This is a genomic window from uncultured Photobacterium sp. (assembly GCF_947502415.1).
In the GTDB taxonomy this organism is placed as follows: domain Bacteria; phylum Pseudomonadota; class Gammaproteobacteria; order Enterobacterales; family Vibrionaceae; genus Photobacterium.
This window is the reverse complement of record NZ_CANMZV010000016.1, coordinates 18,140-43,013: the sequence shown is the minus strand read 5'-3', so window position 1 is coordinate 43,013 and position 24,874 is coordinate 18,140. Positions and strand designations below refer to the sequence as shown.

The following is a 24,874-nucleotide window of genomic DNA, read 5'->3' as shown; positions in this document are numbered from 1 at the left end:
GCTTTTAGGGCGTGATGGGGGTAGCAAATATTGTGAATGCCTTACATTTCAGAACTTAATATAAAAAAACATTTGAAAGAATGAGCTGGGGTGAGTGATGGTGTTTGTTTTCAACTTGTTGAATTTAAATGGTTTTAATGACTACTCTTAGCGTTTGTTTCCGTATTTGTTTGTTTGTGATTGATAAATAGAATAATCATTCTAATCAAATTTGCTAAATTGGGGGGATGCGTTAGTGCTGGTGGCTTTTTTGTAATGTTTTTCCGCTAATGGAGAAAGGTAATGACGACGTTTTATGAACTCTCTGCGAATAGTATTCGCGGTGAGGAAATTTCCATGAATGAATACGCTGGCCAAGTAGTGCTGGTAGTGAATACGGCTAGTGAATGCGGTTTTACTCATCAATATAAAGGGCTGCAGGAGCTTTATGCCAAATATAAAGATGAAGGGTTGGTTATCTTGGGATTTCCATGTAATCAATTTGGTGGTCAGGAGCCGGGTGAAAATCAGCAAATAGCTGAAGCTTGCCAGATAAACTACGGTGTTGATTTCCAGATGTTTGAGAAGGTTGATGTTAACGGTTCAGAAAGCCACGAAGTCTTCCAGTATTTGAAGAAAGCATTGCCAGGATTATTTGGTCAAAAAATAAAATGGAACTTTACCAAGTTTTTGATTGGCCGTAATGGTAAACCGATTAAACGTTTTGCCCCGAATAAAGCGCCGGAATCTATAGAGCAAGATATTGTTCGCGAATTGAAGGCGTAAGGCTTAAGAAGCTGGTCTTTATTGTAGGTTGTTATATATAAAGCCTGATATTGTCAGGCTTTTCTTATTTAGCTCCTGCGAAATATAAGGCTTTGTAGCTTTTGATATTCTTAGGATGTGTAAAAAGTCCTATTTGATGTATAACCTGCTTTTTTGTCTCTTTGTGGTGACGTTCTGTGATGGCTTTTAGCTGGGAAATGGCCTCGTGGCTTGGGTTTGATGCAGGATGATCGTTAAGGTAATGCTCAAAAAAGTGCTGCTGAACGGATGAATCATTAAATTCACCGAGTTCATCCTGTAGCTGCTTCAGGTGTTTTATTTGTTCTTTGCCGACTTTTGTTGGAAATATTGGGGAGAAATACTCCAATAGATAGCGTAGTTTCTTACAGCAAATACGCAGCTCGTGGATAGATTGATCCGGACTGTTGCTTGTTAGTTCATTACAAAGTGTTTGTACTTCATCAAAATGTTTCCAGATTATATCTCTACCGAAATCCTGGCTGTGAGCATGCCCCTTTGCTGTTGTGCAGAATTCAAGTTCGGCAATGAGTCCTTTAACTAACTGGCATTGTTGGTCATAGTTATCTGAACGCAGCCATTTTTTTAGTTCTTTGTGGGTTTTCCTCCGCATGTGCTGTAATTCGTCAAAAAAACAGGTCAGTCCTTGGTGATACTGGTGATCAAGGCATGAGAAGTAGTCATCCATTTTAATAAGGAAAACATCCAAATCCCTGAGCAGATTCGTTTCTAACATCATGGTTTTGAGCTCTGCTTTTAGCATGTTTTTCTGTTCAGGTTTGAACAGGGATTTTAGCAGGCTTATTAATGCACGGCTGCGCCTGAGGGCAACCCGGTATTGATGCAGAAACTCAACGTCATCATCTCGGATAATGCCTTTTTCATGCTGTCTGGCATGGTTGTATTCTGATTTTAAGAAATGGAAAGTAGGCAGATAAATGTCAGCGTTTGCTGACAGTGATATTTCAGGTTTTTTCTTTTTGGGTAATTTGAGCTGATCACGCTTGTTTACATTCATTTTTTCACCTCTTTACTAAATCTTAGTCGCTACTTTAGAGGTGAGGAGTAAAGCTTCTGAAACTGGTATCGAGATTGCAAAGTTACTAATTACCATCGGCCTAAAATTAGCTTGAAGCGCAGGTTGAAATGCTACGTAGGGTTACTTTTTTAAGTGGCAATTTGAGTTTACGTACGTTATTTACATTGGCTTAACAGGCTTTCGGGTTCAAATGTCTCATCTTATGCCGTAACTGCTAATCCTATTAATAAGTAACAGGTTTGAATGATCACGCTTATTGATCATAGCAAGTGAGGATCATGCGGATGAGCAAGATAATTGATAATCCGATGGGAACGGATGGCTTTGAATTTGTTGAATATACAGCGCCAACACCAGAGGGGATAGCAAAGCTGAAGAACCTGTTCCGCCTGATGGGCTTTGCTGAAGTTGCTAAGCATAAGCACAAGGTGGTCTGGTTGTATCGGCAGGGTGATATTAACTTCATTGTAAATGGTGAATCACATTCACAGGCTGCAGGTTTTGCAGGATTGCATGGTGCCAGTGTTAATGCGATGGCGTTTCGTGTGGGCGACTCCGGTCAGGCACTTGCCTATGCTGTTAATAAAGGAGCAAAAATTTGTGCCCCGCAGACCGGGCCTATGGAGCTGAATATCCCGGCGATTTACGGTATCGGTGACTCATTGATTTATCTGGTAGATCGTTATGGTGAGCATGATATTTACGAGATTGATTTCGATTATTACCCTGATTACTTAGCGAGGATGGATAAACAGGATGCTGGCCTGGAAGTGATTGATCACCTTACCCATAACGTCAAACGCGGCAATATGGATGTTTGGGCTGTTTTTTATGAAAGGATTGCTAATTTCAGGGAAATTCGCCATTTCGATATTAAGGGTAAGATGACCGGCCTGCTGTCACGGGCAATGACATCACCTTGCGGCAAGATCCGGATACCGATCAATGAATCGAGGGATGATAAGTCTCAGATTGCGGAATATCTGGAGCAATATAATGGCGAGGGGATTCAGCATATCGCTTTAAGTACTCAGGATATTTATACCACGGTGCAGAAGCTTAAAGATGGCGGTCTGGCCTTTATGGATACGCCGGATACCTATTATGAGAACGTTAACAAACGCCTTCCCGGGCATCAGGAAGATGTTGCCCGTTTGAATGAATTGAAGATCTTGATAGATGGTGATGAGACCGGCATTTTGCTTCAGATCTTTACAGATACCGTAATTGGTCCTGTTTTCTTTGAAATCATTCAGCGTAAGGGGAATCAGGGGTTTGGTGAAGGCAATTTCCAGGCGCTGTTTGAATCCATTGAGCTGGATCAGATCCGCCGGGGCGTGCTGGGTGCGGAAGATAATTGACTGCCGTAGAATTCTCTCAGGGTATGAGTTGGCAAAGGTCGGTCTTGCCGAGTTGAGCCGTTATAGCTGGCTTTCGATAGGCATCAGGCCAGAAAACCAAGCGCCTAACCGAGACCAAAAGCCAGCGTAGGGCTCTGAGGTATAACGGACGCCTGTATGGTCATCAACCCAAATAATCTCGTCATCATTCAGCTCTAGGCGATAAGTGTTTTTTATGAGCCCTATTCCCATTTGTTGATAAATATATTCGACAAATTCAGGTGTATCAAGAAAAACGCCCATTTCAGTATTGATATACGCCGAACGCGGATCGAAGTTAAATGAGCCGACAAAAATCTTGTGCTGGTCAATGATAAATGTTTTTGCATGCAGGCTGGTTCGGGAGCTACCTAGCCATGAGCGATCTTTCTTGAGGCTGGAATCGACTTTAACTTCGTAAAGTTTCACGCCACCTTTGAGTAGTGGTTTACGGTATTTCGCATACCAGCCATGAACGGCAAAAACATCATTCGAGGCGAGTGAGTTAGTAATTATGGTGACATTAATCCCTTTTCTTGCTGCCTCAACTAATGCTTCCGTGCCGTTTTGAGTCGGAACAAAATAAGGTGATATCAGCAAAAAGTCAGATTTTGCTTGCTGTAAGACGGCTGAGATCTGGTGTAGTAACAGTGCATTGGTATCTTTGGCATAGACTTTTGATGGCATGTCATAAATCACTTCAGCCTCAGCCAGATAAAAATTCAGAGATTGATTTTTTACTTCCTGGGCAAGCGGTAGATCGGATAATGCGTTGATATAATCTGAATTTTTGAAGCGGTTCTCTAATGATTGTTGCCACTGTGATAGCTGCACTCGTGTGGGAGGTTGAATATTATCCACCAGATGCTCGATAGGTGTGGCTGGGCGGCTGTTCCAGTACAGGTCAAACTGACGGGCGATATCAGGAACCGCGGAGCCAATTAGGAGCAGGTCAAAATCACCGAAATCAACGGCATCGTTAGCGGCAAAATATTCGTCACCGATATTTCTGCCTCCGGTTACAGCAAAGGCGCTATCTGCGACAAGTGCTTTATTGTGCATGCGACGATTCAGGCGGTCGAAATCTCCGACAAATCCGAGCATCCGGAAAGTCCGTTGCGTAAAAGGATTAAAAAGGCGTAGTTTAATGTTGGGGTGGCTGGAGAGGGTTGCCAGTACGTTATCATCTCGGGCTTGCATGTCATCGAGCAATATACGAACGCGAACACCTCGTTCGGCTGCCTGGTAGAGCGCCCATGTCATCAGTGAGCTGGTATGGTCGTCACGGTAGATGTAGTACTGAAGATCAATACTACTTTCAGCACTCTGGATTAAGGCGAGCCGCGCCAGCAGCGCTTCCTGTCCGTCACCAAGAGGATAAAACCCTGAGAGGTTAGGGGTGCCAACAAGGTATGGACGGCTATAGGTGGCTAACGTTGTGTTGCGGTTGAGTGGAATGGCGGTACTGAATTCTTTTTCATGGTGTATTTGTTGAGCGCAGCCGACAAGCAGTGTACCTATCAGACTGAGCTTAAGAAGCCTGAAGTTAATATGGTGAGTAAGCTGAGGCAGCAAGAGATAAAAAGGCTTGGCAAAATTTTGGGGCTCCATGTCCGATAGCCTTGAAAGATGATTATTCTATGTAGCTAATTGTATTGTGATTGCTGCTATTCTGCGTAGTCTTATTTATATGTGCGTAGTAGCATCTATCGGATAATTGTTGCTAACTACTTGGCAGGAACGTCGTGTAGATAAAATGGATTGCAAGAAAAAGCCCGCAGTACTTACCAAGTATAGCGGGCTGTTTTATCTGGCCTGAAACCTAGCTTTCAGATACTCCGTGCCACTGATAGTGGTTGTTGGGTTTCTTACTGACAATACCATCTTCCAACAGTAGCTTGAAGATTTCGTCGACTTCTTCGCTGCTGATTTTTAGGAAGCGGGTTACAGCTCGTTTGGTGCAGTTAACTTGATTGTTACTCAACGCGTCGATGGCTTTTTCATAAGATGTCTTTGGTATCTTTGGTGTTTCTGGCTTTGCATCCTCTTGCTGAGGTGCGTCAGATTCAAAGATATCACTGCTGTTTTCCATCTGGTTGGTCAGTAGTTCCGGCTCTTTTGGTTCAGTGTTGAAAGTATCAATAGTGATTGGGTTGAGCCGATGGAATTGATTTCTGAATCGAAGCTCTTCACCGATCAGGCCAACAAAGAAAGCCGCGAAGAAATCGAGTAGTACGGACAAGAATACGACCAGCCCTAACTGTGCCGTTTGTGTCTGCACATTGAGCGACTTGGCAAGGCTGTCAATCAGGCCAAGTACTGAGCCTTGGCTAACCACAGGCAGACTGTCACGTTCGACAGCAAGTTGTTGTTGTTGCTGGCGCAGTTTGTCATTTTGTTTCTGGATGCGGGCAACACCGGTTGCGATACGCGCCATCTGGATATATTTCTTGGCAGCAACGTTGTTTAGATCAATCTGTTTTTCGATGGCATCGATTTGCATGTTGTAGCTGTTAATTTTGCTTTGTTGCACATTGACGTGGCTCTGTGCCTTGTTGGTTGCACTGTTGATCCCGCCGACTGAACCGCCAATAGAGATAGCAGCCAGCACTGCATAGAAGGCAAAAGCTGAGAAAGCGCCTGTGTAGCTGCGTCGGGCACGGCGTTCACCAAATTCATACCAGGCAAAGAATTTACCTAATTCGAAAATTACGGCCAGCCCGCCAAAGAGCAGTTGCATCATTGGGTCTTCGTCGATCGACAGGAATAGCAGTAAAGAGAAAATAATTGAAGCTAAGATTGATGCACCGGTAAAACTGTATACAGTGCACATCGCAAATGTTCCTTTCGGAAAACGTACGGGTAGATTGTCGTTGTAAAGCATAATCTGGTTCTTATCTATGAGCATGCTGGCTCATAATTTCAGCCCGTCGGTAAATACCGCCGAGCAATAAAAAAGGTGGCTAAGGATACCTCAAAACAGGACGCTAGCCTTTATAAAATAAGGTATTCGGCCATTTTTTTTTGCGTATTTTTGCACAGCGCTTTCATAACTGAAGAAAACTTAGTCAAAGTTGAATGGCAGGATTTTTAAAGTTCGCATAATTTGAGCTATAAAGGCGTTGGTATAGGCGCTGGAATAGTGGTTAAGCTTACTCAATGTTAGATGGATTTGGCACTTTCTTTAGGGTGTTATATGGTTAATTCATACTTAGATTAAATGCTCTATTGGGGTTTGCCATAATGGGCTATGAGGTTAATTTGCTTTTGATATAACTATTACAGCAAGGAGTGCAAATGAAAGAACTATTGAAAGACTATCCCGTTATTACTGAGATTCCGGTTGCATGGGGTGAAATGGATGCCTTCCAACATGTCAATAATGTGGTCTATTTTCGTTATTTTGAAACGGCGAGGATAGAGTACTTCCGTGAAGTCGCACTGATGGAAGAAATGTATAAAACCGGTATTGGCCCGGTATTGAGTGAAACAAGCTGTTGTTTCAAGTTGCCGGTGACTTATCCGGATACTTTGTATATTGGTAGCCGCGTGTCAGAGTTGCATGATGATCGTTTTACGATGGAGTATGCCGTTGTTAGCAAAAAACTGGGTGCGGTGGCGACATTTGGTAAGGCAGATGTCGTAATGTACGATTTCAATAACAAGCAAAAAGCTAAGCTTTCGTCCTTGCTTGTAGACAGTATTCAGGGGATTGAATCGCAGGTGGCGATTCAGCAAGAAACACTATAAGTTTTAACATTCATGAAATGGTAGCGAAGTTACATTGTTTTACCTGAGCTGTCGTTATTTTCTATTCAGCTATTCAGCTATTCAGCTATTCAGCTATTCAGTGATCAGATCATCTATCACAGGATGTTTTAGGTGTCAGTAATGGGCAAGTCGAAGAACAAAATTACAAACTGGAAGCAGTACAACAAAGTATTGGAGCAACGTGGTTCAATTACATTCTGGGTTGATGACTCTGCTATCGACTCTGGGTATCATTTTAGATCGCTCTCAGAAACTGCCATGTCGAGATATAAAGGACTAACCAACGGTACGTTGACGCTCCGTAGTTACAACGGTCAAGTTGGTGAAGCCCTAGCTAATGTCAAAGCAATAAACAAAGTCATAAGTCTAGGTATGCCTGAAAGAAAAGTTATTGCCTAACATGCAGCCAGTTAGAGCTAGATCTGCATAGAGCCTGATTTGATCAACAACACCTTGATAAAGTGCACAAAGACTTTTATGGCCGGCTTTTTGTGTTAATGGGGCAGAGAAAAGCTCCCCGTTAGCAGAAGTGCACACGCGTTATTTAAAGGCGCTCGATAGAGGCATTTATTAAAGCTGTTGATAAAAGCATCTGGTGCCGGTGTCCTGGATGTTTGATAGTTGGCCAGTTAAACTGACCAGGTTCAAAGTGCAGGCTTTTTATTAAACCATTCATAAATAAAATTATTTAATACTTTGATACGTTCTGGTTGATAACGCTGTTGGTTATAAATCAAGTGAACAGGAATTGAGTTGATATTCCATCCGCTAACTGCTGGTAATAGTGTTTTATCTTTAAGATCTTTTTCAATATATAAAGAAGGCAATCGGATAATACCGATGCCATCTAATGCACATTGGCGAAGAACCCGACTATTATTACAGTTCATGACCGGGTTGATATATATATCTTTTTGCTCACCTTCTGAGTTTTGAAATTGCCATTTTACAATAGGGCCAGCAACGCATCGGTGTTTGTTAAGATCATCGGGATGTTCCACCATTCCATGCTTATTTAAATATTCTGGAGATGCAAACAGTCCCATATTCATCGTCATTAATGGACGAGAGATCAGGCTTGAATCTGTTAACTCTCCTGCGCGAATAACTAAATCATACTGTTCATCAATTAAGTTAATGTGGCGGCTTTCAAATGAAAGGTTTATCTGGACTTCGGGGTACAGTAATGAAAATTCGGCTAATGCCTTAGCGGTATATTCTTCACCAAAAACACCGCCCAGACTGTTGATATAAATCTTTCCTGTCATCGCATTATTCATTTCTAATGCGTCAGAAGCTGCTTTATCAATGGCTTGCAGAGAAGATCGGCAAGTTTGATAAAACATTTCACCGGCTTCGGTGAGTTTTTGGGTGCGGGTTGTTCTGGTTAGTAACTGGGTACCTAAGTCTTTCTCAAGCTGGCTTAGTTGTCTGGATACATGTGCACGGGAAGAGCCAAGCGTTTCTGCGGCTCTAGTTAAATTGCCAAGTGAAACTATAGCGACAAAAGTTTTGATATCAGACAGAGAAAGATTGTTGTTCATTAGGTAACAGTGATTTGTGCGTTGATATATATATTATCAATGGTAACAGGTTTATTATTCACTTTCTCGTTAATTTCCAACATATCAATATACAGTTCAGATGCGCGATTATTTTGCATTTATATTCCTCTTGGGAATTATATTTATGCAGATAACGGGTGGCGCGCATATTTGATGTGGTTGAAATAAACTCAGTTTGTATCATAAATACAGTGGCTATTATCAAGTCATGAAGATTTTTACGTTAAAGTATTAAAATCAAATGATTATTGTTTTGCGCTGTATTTTTGATACTGTTATTAATAATCAGACTCAATATAATAAAATATGAAACATATTAAAGCTTTAGCTATTTTAAGTACACTTTTTGTTGCCTCATTTACTCAAGCAAATGAAGTTCGCGGTTTTTATGTAGGGGCTGGTGCTGGCTCAACGGTTTTAAATGATCTTGATGATTCACTGAATGGCCCTGTTGATTTTATTGATGTTAATACAAAACAAAAGGTTACAGGTCAAATGAGTGTAGACTCTGATGACACGACCTTTAAGTTGATCGCTGGTTATCAGATCAACCGTATTATTGCGCTTGAGGCTCAGTATACAAAATATGGTGATGTTAATACGACAATTAGTATCAAACATAACGGACAAACGGCAAGTCCTAAGGTGACATCATGGGCTCCTGAAGCATTGTCATTCTCTGCTAATGCTGGCTATACATTCAATAACGGCTTGCGTCCTTTCGCTATTCTTGGTCTGTCTGTAGTTGATGTTAATCAATCGGTTGAACTATATGAGGATGATGTTAACTCTGGTATTCGCTATGGTTTCGGTCTTGAGTATACGCCGCCAATGATGAATAGAGTGAGCGTCCGAGCTGGTTATGAAGCGGACTTTTTCTATCTTGATAGTAAAAATACGTATGACCTTGACGACTTTATCCTTTCTTCTGCTTATGTGAGCCTTTCATATAAGTTCTAAAGTTTGTTAGCTGTTCGAATGAATTGAGGCTGTGTTTTAAATCACAGCCTTTTTTTGTTTGTTAGTTTTATTTCGGTTACAACATATTTTACTGTCCTCACTATACTTTGATTATAAGGAGGAGGGAGATATGTTCATCGCGATAGAGCACGAGATTACCGATCCGGAATTATTTTGGCAGAAAGCGAGCGGGGCATTGAGCCATCCTCCATCTGGTATGCGACTGCATTCAACCATGGTTAGTGAGTATCAGAAAATGTGCCAGTGCATGTGGGAGGCTGAGTCTATCGACATGGTGAGAGAGTTTCTGGAACCGGAATTGGCGAACTCTAGTGTGAATACTTACTATCAGGTAGATCCAGATAAAGCGATAGGCTGACTCGAGATTAGCTAACTTATGTTAATTCTCCTTGAGATAAAAAAAGGCGAGCTTTTAGCTCGCCTTTTTTATAAGTGTAGGTCGAAGGACTCGCTACACAAATTTATTAGGTTATTTACCCGCAATACTCAGCTTGCTGAAACGGATTTTAGGAGCGAAGAAATCACGCTCGTAGTCGTGGGTCAGGGTGTTGCTGACTGCATCGATTTCTTTGAGTAGCTGGTAGAAGTTGCCAGCAACAGTGATACCACGCACCGGCTGGATACGCTTGCCATCTCTGCACAGGAAGCCACTGGCACCAAACGAGAAATCACCGCTGATTGCATCTGCACCTGAATGAACGCCTTGAAGCTCGACAAGCTCAAGGTATTCGCCTGCTGTAATTTCGGCTTCACTGCTGGTTCCGGCAGCAATAACCGTATGACGGGATGATACGCCAAGGCCACCTTTGGCTGAGCGAGCCGCGTTGGCTGTGTTCTCAATACCAAAAAAGTTTGCAGTATGGCTGTTGTGCAGCAGGCTTTGCAGCTGCCCTTCACCAATCAGGATGGTATCGCGGGTGGCATAGCCTTCGCTGTCGAATGCTTTAATTGCCGAGCCACCTTCAATGAATGCAGTGTCGGAAACGGTCAGTAACGGGCTGGCTACCTGGGTGTGAAGAGATTCACGCCAAGGGTTGATGCCTTTCATTGCTGCTTGTCCAGAGAAGCACATACCAAAGGCGCCAAACAGGCTGCTCAGACAGCTCAGATCAAAAATAACGGAATAGCTTCCGGTATTGACAGGCGTACCGTCAAGCAAGGCTTTCGCTATTTCATAGCCATGGTTAATACAGTAATTTGGATCCAGTTCGTCAAAGCGACGGCCTGATGACATACCGCCATGCATTGATTGCTTATCATCTTGCTCATACAGGGTATAAGCGTAGCAGTAGGTCGAACGCTCCTGGTGCTGGCACAAAGTACCTTTGGTATTGGCTAAGATAATACGGCTGTCTGATTCGCCAAAACCATTGTACGGTGCAGCCTTGGCGTGTGGCAGGGCCACGACACCACTTTCCAGTGATAGTGCCAGCTCGATTTTGTCATCGACTGTCGTTTCATTTTGCTGATAGATTTCAGCGACATCAGTGGTTAACTGGCTGTTTTCGCAGCTAATGGTCTGATGCTCATCTTGCTTGGTGTACTTGGCATTCAGTAGGGCCTGCTCGACCATACTGTCCAGGCTGGAGGATTCAAGGGATTCAGAATAGCTGGTGGCGATACGCTGGTCTTTTATCACCCGCACACCGATTACCTGACCAGACGTTACTTTGTACTCGTCCAGCTCGCCTGCATTGGCTTTCAGCGAGAAGTTGTTGCTGCAATTTGCAATAACATCGGCTTCGGCACCAGCTGATTTTACGCGATTGAGAACCTGGTCAATTGCATGCTGTAGTTTGTTTTGATCGGCCATTAGTTGCCACCTCCCACAAGAATATTGTCAACTTTCAGTGCTGGCTGTCCGACAGTTGTCGGTACAGAACCACTGACCGAACCACACATACCGGCTGCCAGTTCAAAGTCTTTACCTACCATGCTGATTTCTTTCAGTACTTTAGGGCCGGTACTGATCAGGGTGGCTGATTTGAGTGGTTTGGTGATTTGGCCGTTTTCGATCAGGTAGGCTTCCTGTACTGCAAAGTTGAATTCACCGGTACCAGGCTGGACTGAACCGCCGCCCATCTTCTTGGCATAGATACCGCGCTCAACACTGCTGATCATCTCATCCAGCGAACTGTCGCCCGGCTCAATGAAAGTATTGCGCATACGGGAGGTCGGGGCATATTTGTAGGATTCACGACGACCGGAGCCTGTGCGTGCATGGCCTGTTTTGAGTGAGCCCATGTGATCGACCATAAAGTTGGTCAGCTTCCCGTTTTTGATTAGCTGGGTACGCTGGGTTTCCATTCCTTCGTCATCAATGTTGATTGAGCCCCACTCGTTAGCCATGGTGCCGTCATCAACTGCATTAACGACAGGGTTAGCGATCATTTCGCCCATTTTGTCATGGAAGACAGATGCTTTTTTGGCAACAGAAGTGGTTTCCAGTAAATGTCCACAGGCTTCGTGGAAGATCACGCCGCCAAAACCGTTACCGATGATCACCGGCATTTCACCGGAAGGGCAGTTTTCGGCAAACAGTTTGACCATGGCTTGCTTAGCAACTTTCTGGCCGAGTTCACGAGGATCCAGGCGGGTATTGAATTCCCAGCCTGTTAGTGCACCAGGGGCTTCAAAACCGGTAGACTGTTCGCTGCCGTTTTGTGCAATCGCTGTTGCTGCTACTCGGGTGTAGTGGCGGGTGTCACCAATATGCAGACCCGTGGAGTTGAAAATTTCGATTTGCTGCTCGCGTTGGAGGATACGGCCGATGAACTGCGAGATTTTCTCGTCTTCATGGCGGGCAGCTTTGTCGGTTTCCTTCAGGAAAGCGATTTTTGCTTCCAGGTTAGCATTCTGACTTAGTGGAAACTGACACTGGTGTTTATTTTCGTAACGACTGAGATTCATCGCCGCCGCATTGGCGATTTGGTCGCGCTTGTCTTTGGCTGCCAGCAAGCTGGTGACACGCTTGAGCTCGTCTTCATCGGTACTGTTGGTGTAGCCATAAAGCACCTTATGGCCGAAAAACAGACGGACACCAATACCGAAATCGATTCCCGAGTTTACTTTGTCGATATCGCCGGAATTGAGTTCGACTGAGCTTGATTGGTGATGTTCGACAAATAATTCAGCAAAGTCAGCACCCAGGAATAGTGCATGATCAATGACCGCTTTCGCAGTAGCAGGGTTTAGCATAGTTGCTCCTTGCTTGTGATTAAGTCCATGGTTAACCAGTTAAAACCATGGACGTAACTGTATTTTCCTACCTATTCATTTTTAGCATGAAATCAGCAAGTTGAATCGTTTAATTATGATTTGGCTGTTATCAGTGAGCACAGGATCTCTTCTAACTCATCCCATGGCAGCAGTTCTTTATCTATAATTTCGATGCGAGACTCAAAGCCTTCAAGCGATAGCTCGTTGACTGTAACCACTTGATTCACAACGTTAAAGGCAAAGCAGCCGCGTTCTGTGTTAACAACCGCTTTTACGCGCTGGGCATTGACATTGGAAAACAGCGTAAATAGCTGTGAGAAATCGAAGATCTGATCCGCGGCGAAAAACCAGCCGCAGCTGCGGTAACCCTGGCCACTGTTTTCTTTGCGGACGAAGGTTTCACCCGGCGCTAACTCAAAACCCGGTAGCGGGGCTGCTTCTTCATTATTGTGGTGATGATGATGGCTGTGTTCTGCCTGTCGTTCGGTGCGATCGATGTCCAGCCAGCTCAGTTCAAGCTCGCCTTGTTCTACTTGTCCGATAGCCTGTTTCTTCGGCTCACACTGTTCGACATAGGTTTCAAAGGCCAGAATGTCGTAGTCGACGCATTCGTCGATCTTATTGGCAACCACCACATCAGCAAGGGCAAGCTGATCCTGGAAGTTCTGGTTATCGGTATACAGTGTGTCGGCGAAGTGACGAGGATCAACCACCGTAATCGTTGCTTTCAGGTCGATATAGTTACGGTAGGTATCTGAAGTCAGCTTATTGATGATTTCTTTTGGGTGGCCCAGGCCAGTCGGTTCTAGCAGCAGTCGATCCGGTTTTTGTGCCAGCAGGGCATTGATACCGACAGACATCGGTAAACCGGCAACACAGCACATGCAGCCGCCCGGTACTTCCTTAACAATGGCGCCTTGCTGATCCAAAATAGCACCGTCGACACCGACGTTGCCGAACTCGTTAATTAGGATTGCCCATTTTTCATTTTCTGGCTTGCGAGCCAGTAGAGAAAGGATTGAAGTGGTTTTCCCGGCACCTAGAAAGCCGGTGATGATATTGGTCGGGATGCGCTTCATGTTGGTAACAGTTCTCCTTATTAATACCAAACGGAACAATGGGTTGCTGCGCAACAGGTCATGATTCCGTTTGGTATGAAAAAAGCTATCATATCACTCAATAACTCTGTTCGAATGGGTTCATGCGATTTATTTAGTAACAACTTGTAGTTCAGGCCGATTTTTATACTGTTCCAGTGCCTGGGGGTTAGCCAGTGCGCCGACATTCCTGACCGGTTGCTGGTGAACAACATTACGAACAGCCAACTCGACCAGCTTTCCTGATTTAGTGCGGGGAATGTCTGTGACCTCGAGGATAACAGCCGGAACGTGCCGTGGTGAACAGTGCTCCCTTATTTGCTGACAGATAGTAGCCTTCAGCTTATCCGTTAACTCATAACCTTCGGTTAGCTGAATAAACAATACGATTCGAAGGTCATCTTCCCACTTTTGACTAATGACAACAGAATCCGCTATTTCCTTGAGAGGATTGACCTGGCGATAGATTTCAGCGGTACCGATTCGTATCCCGCCAGGGTTAAGTACTGCGTCGGAGCGGCCGTAGAAGATCATGCCGCCGGTTTCGCTAAGCTCGACAAAGTCACCATGATGCCAAACACCGTCGAATCGGTTCCAGTATGCATTGTGGTAGTGGCTCCCGTCCGTATCATTCCAGAATCCGATGGGTTGGTTAGGGAAGCTGTTACAACAAACTAATTCACCTTGGTGCTGGTACAGATGGTGCCCGTTATCGTCAAAGACCTGAACATCCATACCGAGGGCGCGGCCCTGGCACTCACCACGATAGACAGGGTTGAGCGGGTTGCCGATGGCAAAGCAGCCGCAGATATCAGTACCGCCGGAAATAGATGCCAGTTGAAGGTTGGGTTTGATGGACTGGTAAACATAGTCAAACTGTTCCGGGGCCAGGACTGAACCGGTTGAACACACTGTGTTGAGAGATGTCAGATTATGGGTTGATGAAGGCTGATAACCTTGTTTTTCCAGAGCTTCGAGGTATTTTGACGCGGTGCCGAACAAGTTAATTTCCTCTTCTTCAGCCATGTCCCAAAGCACTTTGCCATTTGGATAGAAAGGGGAACCGTCATAAAGCACCAAGGTTGCGCCTGAGGCTAGGCCGCTGACCATCCAGTTCCACATCATCCAGCCGCAGGTGGTGAAATAGAACAGCCTGTCTCCCGACTTTATATTGCAGTGCAGCTGGTGCTCCTTGAGGTGGTTGAGCAATGTACCGCCAGTGCTGTGAACAATACATTTGGGTTTTCCTGTGGTTCCTGATGAGTAAAGGATATATAGCGGATGGTTAAAGGGCACGGGATTGAAAGAAATGGTTTGCGCGGGGTATTTTTCAAGTAATGCAGGCCATGATGTAACAGTATATTGATGCTTGTCGGTTATTGTCTGAATTGTATCAGTATCTGTAAAGGGGATGATTAGTAGTTGTTCAACAGTCGGTAGCCTTGCCAGTATGGCCTTAACCTTGCTCAGGCTATGATGGTGGTTGCCATTGTAAAAGTAGCCATCAGCACAAATCAGCACTTTGGGACTGGTTTGCCCGAAACGCTCAACAACACTGTCGATGCCGAAATCAGGTGATGTTGATGTCCAGATAGCCCCTAGCGAGGTAGTTGCCAGCATGGCAACAATGGCCTGGGGAATATTCGGGATATAGGCCGCGACGACATCGCCTTGATTTACACCGTTTTCTGCAAGGAATGTTGCTACTTGCGACGTCTGGCGGTATAGCTGCTGCCAGCTTAGATGTTGTTTTCTCTCTGGTACGCCTTCGCAGTGAAATACAATGGCATCGGCTGCGGCATGGCGGTTCCAGTTTTTGAGCAGGTTTTCAGCAAAGTTAAGGGCTGAGTGCGGAAACCATTGAGTCTCTTTGGCAGGGAGTTTGCTGTGCGGTGGACAGAAGGTGATTGGGGGGCGCTTTTTTCCTTGAACCCGGCAAAAATCCCAGACAAGTTCCCAGAACTCCTCGCTATGTTTAATGCTCCATTGGTGGAGTTGGTTGTAATCGTGAAAGAGGGTGTCTTTTTTTTCACTGAGTTCGACCATAAATCGATAGAGCAGGCTGTCATGAATACGATCTTTTTCCGGCATCCACATGATTTGCGGCAGGGGGACGGCTTGTGTCCGAAAGATCGATTTTTCATTGTTTTCTGTCATTGTGGATGCCCTTGACTATTTCTGGTTGTCCGGATGTGCTTTTACGAAAGCACTAAGCTTCTGGCACTGAGACTCAATCGCCAGCAGGGTTGGGTAAGGACTGACATCGAAATGGAACCGTCTTGCGTTGTAAAGCTGAGGGATCAGGCAGATATCAGCCATGGTTGGTGTACTGCCGCAGCAAAAAGGATGTCCCTGTCCATGCAGCAAAGATTCAAGGGCATGAAAGCCACGATTGAGCCAGTGGTGATACCAGATCATTTTCTCGTTCTGGTTGACGCCAAATTCGCTGTCGAGGTAGTTCAGTACCCGTAGGTTGTTCAGCGGATGGATATCGCAGGCAACAGTGAGGGCGATTTCCCGGCATTTGGCTTTTTCCCAGTGTGAGGCGGGGAGAATTGGCGGTGATGGATAGACTTCCTCCAAGTATTCCATAATTGCGAGAGACTGGCCGAGTAAACCAAGTTCAGTCTCAAGTCCCGGAACTTGGCAGCTTGGGTTGAGTGAGGCATAGCGCGGGCTATTTTGCTCATTGTCAGTGAGCGAGATAGGGCACAGCGCATGGCTGAGTCCCTTGAGGTTTAGCGCAATTCGTACTCGGTACGAAGCCGAAGAGCGGTAATAATCATAAAGTTTCATCGTTGCTCCGCCTGTATTAAGTAGGTTTGTGGTGATTCAGGTCTTCGTCATGGTAACGATGTTCGTAGCGCACCACCTGTTGTTCAATCGCGCCAAAGATTGAGTGGCCGTTGTTATCAAACATCTCTATTCTGACGGTGTCGCCAAAGCGCATGAAAGGAGTCAGGGCTTCGCCATGGTCGATGATTTCGAGCATTCGTCGTTCAGCCAGACAACATGAGCCGGCGCCTTTATCTTTGTTTGAGACAGTGCCTGAGCCAATAATGGTTCCGGCGCAGAGTGGGCGGCTTATTGCGGCATGTTGTATAAGTTCTGCGAAGTTAAAGGTCATATCGGTGCCGGCATCGGGCTGGCCGAATAATGTATCGTTGTAGTGAACGGTCAGGCGGTGATGAACTTTAAAGTCATGCCAGCTATCACCAAGTTCATCGGGAGTAACGGTGACCGGGGAGAAGGCCGAAGCAGGTTTGGACTGGAAGAAGCCAAAGCCTTTGGCAAGCTCGGCCGGGATCAGGTTACGCAATGAAACGTCATTGACCAGCATTAGCAGTTTAATGTGGCCATGAACTTCTTCTGCTCGGGTCCCCATTTCAATATCATCAGTGATAACGGCAACCTCGCCTTCGAAATCTATTCCCCAGTTTTCATCGGCAATCTTGATATCCTGCGTAGGCGAGAGAAAATTATAAGACATTCCTTGGTACATCAGGGGATCGGTCCAGAATGACTCGGGCATCTCAGCACCACGGGCCTTGCGAACCAGCTCGACATGATTGACATAGGCGCTGCCATCGGCCCATTGGTATGCCCGGGGGAGCGGAGAGGCGCAGAGTTTCGGGTTAAACGGGAATACGTCGTGAGCGACGCCGTCATTGAGGTTGCGATATAAGTGCTGTAGGTCGCCTTCAACCTGATCCCAATTATCGAGGGCGAACTGTAGGGTAGGTGCAATGTCATGGGCGTGGACGGCTTGGGTCAAGTCTCGTGAGACAACCACCAGTTGTCCGTCACGGCCATGGTTTAGAGAAGCTAGTTTCACGCTTGACTCCTTATTTACATTGTAAATTTTTTCGGCAGTTTTCATTCCGTTCAGTGTGGTTTATTTCTTCTGCTGCCATGAATAAACATAGTCTTTGTTTTCAGCGTCTTCAGGTAAATCGGCAATTTCCAGTGGCCAGCGGGCATCAAGCATCACTGCTACTTCACCGGTTTCCTTTTTCGGGTTTTCCATACTGGTTGCCAAGGCTTTTGGATGCGGGCCGTGCGAGAAGCCACAAGGATGGTGGGTGATCATGCCAGCCTCAATATTGTCACGGCTGAAAAAATTGCCTTTATGGTAGAAGAGCACTTCATCGTAATCATCATTGTTGTGGTAGAAGGGGACTTTCAAGGCCTCGGGATCACTTTCTATCGGACGTGGTACGAAGGTGCAGATCACAAAACCATCGGCAACAAACGTCGTATGGGCCGAAGGCGGTAGATGATAGCGATGGCTCATTAGCGGCCTGATATCCCTCCAGTTCAGTTTGAATGCTGTTAAGTTGCCTTTCCAGCCCTGAGCATCAAGCGGATTATAGGGATAGGTGATGGTATTCATGGTATTGCGTGCTTTAAGCCACACTTGCCATTGTTGTTTATTGTCCTGCTGGGCCAGAAAATCGTCATCTATACGGGCGTATTCTAATATTGCGGGATCATAGACAGCATGCTGACCGACCAGCCCACGCTCAGCCATTTGGTAGCTGCTGTTGGTAGCTTCGATAAGCAGAAGGGAAATCGGCTCACAGGTTTCTATTCGCCAGCTTGTTGCCCTTGGGATCACAATATAGTCACCGTCGCGAAAAGAGAGGTGGCCGTAATCACAATACAACTGGCCGCTGCCAGCATGGACAAACAGTACTTCGTCGCCGTCTCCGTTCCGAACTAAATGATCCATACTTTGCGTGCTGTTCCATACCCGCATTTTAAGGTTGTTGTTATACAGAACTAATGTTGCGTCCCAAGGGGTGTTTCCTTGTTGTCTGAGTTTGGTGGTATCGATAGCCCTCGGGCGAAGCGGCCCTTCCCATGCGATCCAGCCGGTAGGCGGATTAGCGTGGTACATATGACTGGCCGGGCCGAAGAAGCCTTCCTTCCCGCATTCACGTTCATAGGTCGCTTCGGGTAAATCGCAGTGAGCTTGCCGGGAAGCTTTCCCCTCGACAATAGGAAACTGAAACCAGTGCCGCATCACCCTATCCTCAGTTATCGCCGACCTGCTAAAATGCAGGTTAACTTTTTGTTAATCAGATGCGTTAAATCTGGTTGAGCATGGCGAATCCGACAACTAAAACCAGATCTTATTACTGTAAATTGTGTGCTGATAATTTTACAAAGCTGCGAGTAGAACCGGCTTGTCTGTTGTAATGATTGGCGGGTTATTTACTTTGAACATTCTCAATAATAAAGCTTGATGTAAAAACAATGTTACATCCAATATTGATTTGATTGTCGTTGCCAGCTTCTAAATTAGCTTGAGTTACACCTAACCTTAATAAAGACAGCGAGTTTTCACTGTTTGTGTCTGAGGTGTAGAAGGGAAAGAATCGAATAATGCCATGGAAAGGTTTACTTACAACAAGCACTAAGTATGAAGTAGGTTTTTTATGGGTACTGCGACGAAATATGTATCAAAAAAGCCGGATGAAAACGGTTTTATTAACTGGTCTGAGGAAGAGAATCGGGTTTGGCATGACTTGGTGACGCGTCAGCTGAGTGTGATAGAAGGCCGTGCCTGTGATGAATATATCAATGGGTTAGCTTTGTTGGATTTACCCATGGATCGAGTACCGCAACTGGCAGAAATCAATTGTGTTCTTAAACCGGCGACTGGCTGGGAGTGTGTTGAGGTGCCGGCCTTGATCAATTTCGACCGTTTTTTCAGTTTACTCGCGACAAAACGGTTTCCGGTTGCGACATTTTTACGATGCAGGGAAGAATTTGATTACCTGCAGGAGCCGGACTTTTTTCATGAAATCTTCGGTCATTGTGCAATGCTGACCAATCCTGCCTTTGCTGAGTTTACCCACACTTATGGCCGGCTAGGCTATCAGGCCAGTAAAGAGGATCGAGTTTACCTGGCTCGTTTGTACTGGTTTACCGTTGAGTTCGGGCTACTACGGCAAAACGGTGATATTAGGATTTATGGAGGAGGGATTTTGTCTTCACCCGGAGAGACAGAATATGCGGTAACCAGTGACAAGCCTATTTACCATGCATTTGATCCGGTTGATATTATGCGTACGCCTTACCGGATCGATATCATGCAGCCTATATACTTTGTTATTGATGGTATAGCGCAGCTTTATCAGCTTGCTCAGAAAGACATTATGGGCATGGTGCAGCAAGCTAAAAAACTGGGGTTGCATGCACCTGTATTTCCACCGAAAAACAAGGAGACAATTGGAGATTATGTCTGAATTACATCAACTCAAATGTGAGGCTTGCCATGTCGGGGCACCAATGCTCACCGATCATGAAGTAATAGAGCTTTCACAAAATGTACCTGATTGGAATGTGTATAACCGGGAAGGAATTAACCAGCTGGAACGGGTTTATACCTTTAAGAACTTTAAGCAGGCATGGGCATTTACAGACAAGATAGCGGAATTGGCAGAAGCGGAATTTCATCATCCGGCTATTACGTTGGAGTGGGGGAAAGTAACGGTGTGCTGGTGGAGCCATTCGGTAAGAGGCTTGCACAGAAATGATTTTATCTGTGCCGCGAAGACGGATTTGGTATACCAATCATTGAACGCATAATTTTAGACAATGTTTGATTAATATAACCATATGTTTCATGTGGACAATCGTTTCTTAACTATACTGAATATTAGAAGTACTTACGCTTATGTTCCCTCTATATGTTTAAGATCAGCCTTTTATACATTTGCTCATATGAGCTTGTTGTAACTAGACGTTCACTTTATCTTGCTTTACTTAGCCTCCTTTCTGGGAGGTTTTTTATTTTTATTACCTGTACTGGTTGTGAATCATATTGGCATCAGTTTGGTGTAAAAGAGGTTACTGGTTGGTATTTATACATTTTTTATCACCTTGCTTGCAGGTATTTCGCTGAGGTTTTCTATACTGATTTGAAAGAGCGTAATGAAGGTAGATGATGAGCGGGCCTCCGGTGTCTCAAATATATATTGGCTGCGAAGAGTGCGGTTTGGTCACCGAGCTACCAATTTTGGATGATGGACAGAAGGCGTCCTGTCCTCGCTGCGGTCATACGCTGGCTAAACACATAAGTTTGCCGCTACAGCGCCCGTTATCGTATGGCGTAGCCTGTCTGATTATGCTGGTGCTGAGTATCAGTTTTCCCTTTATGTCGTTTAGTGTTCAGGGGATCAAGCAAGAAATCTCGCTGCTTCACGCCGTAGAAATGCTCAATAATTTTGAAAATAGCTTGTTGGCGGTTTTGCTGCTGCTTACCGTGGTGCTCTTACCTGCAGTGTATATTTTTATTGTGCTGTATTTGTACTGGCTGGCGAGAAAACGGCAGGCCGAAGGCAAACCCGCCGGAGAGAGCCTGCACAATATGCGTCTTTTCCGCAGTATGTGCCGTATTGAACCTTGGCTGATGGTCGATGTTTTTTTAATTGGTGTGCTGGTTAGCCTTATAAAAATCGCATCGATGGCTGATGTCGGTTTGGGAATGTCTTTTTGGGCGTTCTGTATTTATACCATGTTGGTGATTAAGTGTGTGTCCATGGTTGATAGAACCTGGCTCTGGTTACAGATTATGCCGATGCATCCGCTGCCGGGAGTGATCCCCGGAGACAGTCATCACTCTGTTAATCATGTCAGTTGCCATATTTGCGCCCAGTTAAATCCATTGCCTGATAGTGGTCACGCGATTTGTATCCGTTGTGGCGGCCTGTTGCACCCGTATAGCCCGCGACACAGCCTTCAGCGCTGTTGGGCTCTGCTGGTTGCTGCTGCGATATTTTTTATTCCGGCAAATTTGTATCCGATGATGTATACCGTGAGCCTCGGAAAATCGGAAGGTTCAACCATTATCGGGGGGATTGTATTGCTATGGCAGTTGGGTTCTTACCCTATTGCAGCGGTGATTTTTCTGGCTAGCGTGGTGATCCCGCTAGCCAAGATTTTTGCTTTATCCTGGCTCTATATTAATGCGCAGCGCGTGAGTGATCTCGATTCGCGGCAGGCGATACAGAGGTTACGCATGTACCGGATCACAGAGTTAATCGGGCGATGGTCAATGATTGATATTTTTGTTGTTGCCATATTAGTCGCTCTGGTGCAGTTGCAGAACTTGATGGCTATCTATCCAGGGCCTGCGGCACTTTCATTTGCCTGTGTTGTGGTATTAACAATGCTGTCGGCGATGGTGTTTGATCCTAGGGTATTTTGGACTGAATCGGAATCTCCCCCACGCTTGGAAGCGACGGAGCAAAAGAAGGCAGACTATGAATGATGACAAGTATCAAAAGGCGGATGTGCAAAACCTGAAGCAGATTTCTTCTATCTGGCTTGTACCTGTCATCGCTTTAGGGATTGGTATCTGGATGCTGGCTCAGTACGTGACCAGCAAGGGGCCAGAAGTAACGCTTTTATTAAGTACTGCTGAGGGGATAGAGGTTGGCAAAACGGAAGTGAAGGCACTGAACGTGACTGTGGGGGTGATCAGTGATGTTCGGCTGAATGATGATTACAGCGCCATCATTGCCACGGCGCAAATTAATAAAGATGCTGCCCGTATGTTGCGTGAAGATACTTTGTTTTGGGTGGTAAAACCCCGGATTGGTAAAGAGGGGGTCTCAGGCCTCGAAACTTTGTTATCTGGCGCTTATGTTCAGTTGCAGCCTGGTAGCGGGAAAGAGGAAAAGTTTGAATTTGATGTGTTGGAAGTACCGCCGGTTGCCCCGCCGGATGCAAAGGGATTGAGGTTGGTTCTCTATCATAAGGAAGCGGGTAAGCTTGGCGTGGGCGATCCGGTGCTTTATGAAGGATTCACTGTCGGTAGGGTCGAAAAGATGACGTTTGAACCGGAAGCCAAGAAGGCCAATTACCAGCTTTTTATCTTTGAGCCATACGATAGCTTGATCCGCAAGAAAACCCGTTTTTGGCTGACATCTGGCGTTGATTTGAAAATGTCGGCAGAGGGATTCAGCCTTCAGATTGGCTCGATTGAGTCTCTTATCACTGGGGGCGTTAGTTTTAGGGTGCCTAAAGGCAATGAGCCTGGTGAACTGATCACCAAAGATATGTCCCGCTTCAGGCTTTATAACAATCTCAAGCAGGTGCGTGAGCGATTTTTTGATGAGTATCTTGAATATGTCATGTTATTTGATGAATCGGTTCGCGGATTAAATCCAGGAGCGCCTGTGGAGTATCGGGGGCTTCGGATTGGAACTGTCAGGAAAGTACCACTTGAATTACCTAGTGATCGGGATGGCTTTTCTAACAGACAGATCCCTGTCCTGGTTCGAATAGAATTGGGTCGGATATACGGGGAAGTGGAGGAAGAGAGCTTGCCGCGATTGAAAATGAGCCTGGAACAAGAGTTCAAGCTCGGGCTTCGGGCCTCGCTGAAAACGGGAAACTTGTTAACGGGTGCCTTGTTGGTGGACACTGAAGTTTATCCTGATGAGGTGATGCCTGAATTAGGCAAGTATAGTAAGTACGATATTTTTCCGACCAAAGCTGGTGGTTTTGCTCAAATACAGAAGCAACTTGGTTCGATACTGACAAAAATCGAGGAATTACCCGTAGAAGACACCTTGGTGAGCCTTAATCTGAGCCTTGATGCTTCACAGAAAACATTATTGGCTGCGGAAAATATGGCTAATGAGCTAGCGGTATTGCTGGCACAGAAGGATACAAAGGCAATTCCGGGGGAAATTCGCGGGAGCTTACAGCAAATTCAAGATACGTTAAATGGCTTTGGCCCTGATGCAGAGCCTTATCGTAATCTGGAACAGGCTTTAGCACGCTTCGAGCAGGTCATGCTGGAGCTTCAGCCAGTGCTTCGCCAGCTTAATGATAAGCCAAATTCTTTGATATTTACCGGTGAGAAAGCGAAAGACCCGATTCCGGTTAAGGGGGCTAAGTAATGCATAAGTGGCTAATTATATTGGCAGGCTTGCTTAGTGGGTGCAGCAGTCAGCCTGAGGGTGTCAGCACTACCTTTTTATTGCCTGTTAATGGGCAGGAAAAAGGGCGTGAAGAACAGCTGATTGTTAATGGCACAAATCAGCCTCTGTTGGTGATCCGTCCGGTGGAAATGGCCGAACATCTATCGGGTACTGGCTTGGTGTACCAGTTGAGCGAAACGGAAGTTGTACAGGCGCAGCAAAATTTATGGGCCGAGTCGATTAGCAAGCAACTAACACGCAGGATCAATCATGATTTGCGTTATAAGCAGAATCGGTATTGGCCAACGGAACTAACCCCAGCACTGGCCACGTCAGATTTGCCCCGTATTCAGGTTAGAGTTAGTCAGTTCAACGGACATTATTCAGGAATGGCAAAGCTAGCTGGCGAGTGGTTACTGTTAGATAGCGACGGCAATCTGCGTGGCGTGTATCCGTTTTCTTTTCAGGTGCCTCTGGCGCAAGATGGGTATGAAGCTCAGGTAATGGCCTTGTCGGAAGGGCTTGACCGGCTGACAACGCAAATTGCGCAGCGTTTGTCGCTATATACTTTTAGTTCCTGAATTTGTTTGATTTAAGGTTGTGCTTTTCTAGTTGGTGCATCGGTACTCGCCATTGTGCCGGGAATAGCCTAATGGCGAGTGGCCATTTATTGAGTTGCTTCTCTTTGATTGGTTCAGTGAGCCTTACTTTTGCTGGAGGCGGTAATAGCCGTTGATCCAGCACTCTGGTAGGTTTTCGCCTGAAGGGAAAGACAAATTATGCTTATCGACTGTAACTGGTTCTGCGAGATCTTCTCCGGACTGGTACTGAACAGTCACATGCTGTGAGAAAGGGTTGATCAGTGATGCCATATCGACAACATCGACCAAATCTCCAGTGCGCGCCTCTTTCAAAAACATACTAAAAATCTCCACCGTTAAATAATGATTAATTGCTTAACGGTTTAAGTATGGTCGATTTTACTTTTTTTGCGGCGAATGTCGTTGCAGTCTACGGCTGTGCTTTTATCTCAATAAACTAGCGTTAGTTAACTGAACACGGCTGGATCAGAGATTATGATGTGATGTCATAACATTTG

At 45.4% G+C, this 24,874-nt stretch carries 22 protein-coding genes and 1 pseudogene; 11 read left to right on the top strand and 12 right to left on the bottom strand.

Translation table 11 applies throughout. The features are described 5' to 3' along the window. Positions 1-282 precede the first annotated feature (282 nt). Complete coding sequence (locus Q0852_RS16325) at positions 283-765, top strand: glutathione peroxidase (protein ID WP_299019720.1); 483 nt, start codon at positions 283-285, stop codon at positions 763-765. Between the two features lie 64 nt (positions 766-829). Here the strand turns inward: Q0852_RS16325 and Q0852_RS16320 are convergent, their stop codons facing one another. After that, positions 830-1,801, bottom strand: a complete 972-nt coding sequence (locus tag Q0852_RS16320; protein WP_299019718.1) for a CHAD domain-containing protein — start codon at positions 1,799-1,801, stop codon at positions 830-832. A gap of 305 nt (positions 1,802-2,106) precedes the next feature. Here Q0852_RS16320 and hppD point away from each other — a divergent pair, with 305 nt between their 5' ends. Then, complete coding sequence (hppD, locus tag Q0852_RS16315; RefSeq protein WP_299019716.1) at positions 2,107-3,183, top strand: 4-hydroxyphenylpyruvate dioxygenase; 1,077 nt, start codon at positions 2,107-2,109, stop codon at positions 3,181-3,183. A 60-nt stretch (positions 3,184-3,243) separates the two neighbouring features. Here the strand turns inward: hppD and Q0852_RS16310 are convergent, their stop codons facing one another. Next, positions 3,244-4,812 (bottom strand): phospholipase D family protein, encoded by a 1,569-nt coding sequence (locus Q0852_RS16310; protein ID WP_299019714.1) that lies wholly within the window; start codon positions 4,810-4,812, stop codon positions 3,244-3,246. 211 nt (positions 4,813-5,023) lie between these two features. Continuing rightward, positions 5,024-6,034 carry a Preprotein translocase subunit SecY gene (locus Q0852_RS16305; RefSeq protein WP_299019842.1) on the bottom strand — a complete coding sequence of 337 codons (1,011 nt, stop codon included), beginning with the start codon at positions 6,032-6,034 and terminating at the stop codon, positions 5,024-5,026. Between the two features lie 464 nt (positions 6,035-6,498). Here Q0852_RS16305 and Q0852_RS16300 point away from each other — a divergent pair, with 464 nt between their 5' ends. Both Q0852_RS16300 and Q0852_RS16295 read left to right on the top strand, forming a co-directional pair. Next, a complete protein-coding gene (locus tag Q0852_RS16300; RefSeq protein ID WP_299019713.1) occupies positions 6,499-6,951 on the top strand; it encodes a thioesterase family protein in 453 nt (150 codons plus the stop codon). Between the two features lie 243 nt (positions 6,952-7,194). Beyond that, positions 7,195-7,371, top strand: a pseudogene (locus Q0852_RS16295) (IS5/IS1182 family transposase); the annotation flags it as partial. A 245-nt stretch (positions 7,372-7,616) separates the two neighbouring features. Here the strand turns inward: Q0852_RS16295 and Q0852_RS16290 are convergent. Next, positions 7,617-8,516: a LysR family transcriptional regulator gene (locus Q0852_RS16290; RefSeq protein WP_299019711.1), complete on the bottom strand. Its 900-nt coding sequence runs from the start codon at positions 8,514-8,516 to the stop codon at positions 7,617-7,619. Positions 8,517-8,843: 327 nt separating this feature from the next. On the opposite strand from Q0852_RS16290, the gene Q0852_RS16285 reads away from it, so the two are divergent. After that, a complete protein-coding gene (locus Q0852_RS16285; RefSeq protein ID WP_299019709.1) occupies positions 8,844-9,497 on the top strand; it encodes a porin family protein in 654 nt (217 codons plus the stop codon). A 130-nt stretch (positions 9,498-9,627) separates the two neighbouring features. Further along, positions 9,628-9,876 carry a hypothetical protein gene (locus Q0852_RS16280; protein ID WP_299019707.1) on the top strand — a complete coding sequence of 83 codons (249 nt, stop codon included), beginning with the start codon at positions 9,628-9,630 and terminating at the stop codon, positions 9,874-9,876. A 111-nt stretch (positions 9,877-9,987) separates the two neighbouring features. Here the strand turns inward: Q0852_RS16280 and Q0852_RS16275 are convergent, their stop codons facing one another. From Q0852_RS16275 to Q0852_RS16245, 7 genes are all read right to left on the bottom strand, one after another. Then, positions 9,988-11,331, bottom strand: a complete 1,344-nt coding sequence (locus Q0852_RS16275; protein WP_299019705.1) for a TldD/PmbA family protein — start codon at positions 11,329-11,331, stop codon at positions 9,988-9,990. Then, entirely contained in the window at positions 11,331-12,716 is a 1,386-nt protein-coding gene (locus tag Q0852_RS16270) for a TldD/PmbA family protein (protein WP_299019703.1), read from the bottom strand. The genes Q0852_RS16275 and Q0852_RS16270 overlap by 1 nt, the downstream gene beginning before the upstream one ends. A 113-nt stretch (positions 12,717-12,829) precedes the next feature. Next, positions 12,830-13,816 carry a GTP-binding protein gene (locus tag Q0852_RS16265; protein ID WP_299019701.1) on the bottom strand — a complete coding sequence of 329 codons (987 nt, stop codon included), beginning with the start codon at positions 13,814-13,816 and terminating at the stop codon, positions 12,830-12,832. A gap of 129 nt (positions 13,817-13,945) precedes the next feature. After that, positions 13,946-15,991, bottom strand: coding sequence for an acetoacetate--CoA ligase (locus Q0852_RS16260; RefSeq protein ID WP_299019700.1), 2,046 nt, complete (start codon positions 15,989-15,991; stop codon positions 13,946-13,948). A 15-nt stretch (positions 15,992-16,006) separates the two neighbouring features. Further along, positions 16,007-16,630, bottom strand: a complete 624-nt coding sequence (gene maiA, locus Q0852_RS16255) for a maleylacetoacetate isomerase (protein WP_299019698.1) — start codon at positions 16,628-16,630, stop codon at positions 16,007-16,009. Between the two features lie 16 nt (positions 16,631-16,646). Beyond that, complete coding sequence (locus tag Q0852_RS16250; RefSeq protein WP_299019696.1) at positions 16,647-17,669, bottom strand: fumarylacetoacetate hydrolase family protein; 1,023 nt, start codon at positions 17,667-17,669, stop codon at positions 16,647-16,649. A 60-nt stretch (positions 17,670-17,729) separates the two neighbouring features. Beyond that, positions 17,730-18,860: a homogentisate 1,2-dioxygenase gene (locus Q0852_RS16245; protein ID WP_299019695.1), complete on the bottom strand. Its 1,131-nt coding sequence runs from the start codon at positions 18,858-18,860 to the stop codon at positions 17,730-17,732. A gap of 415 nt (positions 18,861-19,275) precedes the next feature. Here Q0852_RS16245 and phhA point away from each other — a divergent pair, with 415 nt between their 5' ends. The 5 genes from phhA to Q0852_RS16220 all read left to right on the top strand — a co-directional run bounded on the left by phhA (position 19,276) and on the right by Q0852_RS16220 (position 24,356). Then, positions 19,276-20,088 carry a phenylalanine 4-monooxygenase gene (gene phhA, locus Q0852_RS16240; RefSeq protein ID WP_299019693.1) on the top strand — a complete coding sequence of 271 codons (813 nt, stop codon included), beginning with the start codon at positions 19,276-19,278 and terminating at the stop codon, positions 20,086-20,088. Beyond that, entirely contained in the window at positions 20,081-20,431 is a 351-nt protein-coding gene (locus Q0852_RS16235; protein WP_299019691.1) for a 4a-hydroxytetrahydrobiopterin dehydratase, read from the top strand. The genes phhA and Q0852_RS16235 overlap by 8 nt, the downstream gene beginning before the upstream one ends. 358 nt (positions 20,432-20,789) lie before the next feature. Beyond that, on the top strand, positions 20,790-22,115 hold the full coding sequence (locus tag Q0852_RS16230; RefSeq protein ID WP_299019841.1) for a paraquat-inducible protein A: 1,326 nt from the start codon (positions 20,790-20,792) through the stop codon (positions 22,113-22,115). Continuing rightward, entirely contained in the window at positions 22,108-23,754 is a 1,647-nt protein-coding gene (gene pqiB / locus Q0852_RS16225; protein ID WP_299019689.1) for an intermembrane transport protein PqiB, read from the top strand. The genes Q0852_RS16230 and pqiB overlap by 8 nt, the downstream gene beginning before the upstream one ends. Beyond that, positions 23,754-24,356 carry a membrane integrity-associated transporter subunit PqiC gene (locus Q0852_RS16220; RefSeq protein ID WP_299019687.1) on the top strand — a complete coding sequence of 201 codons (603 nt, stop codon included), beginning with the start codon at positions 23,754-23,756 and terminating at the stop codon, positions 24,354-24,356. Before pqiB ends, Q0852_RS16220 begins: the two co-directional genes overlap by 1 nt. A gap of 123 nt (positions 24,357-24,479) precedes the next feature. Here Q0852_RS16220 and Q0852_RS16215 read toward each other — a convergent pair whose 3' ends face one another. Continuing rightward, the gene (locus tag Q0852_RS16215) at positions 24,480-24,695 is read right to left on the bottom strand and encodes an acetyltransferase (RefSeq protein ID WP_299019685.1); all 216 of its coding nucleotides are present in this window, start codon (positions 24,693-24,695) and stop codon (positions 24,480-24,482) included. Positions 24,696-24,874: the final 179 nt, after the last annotated feature.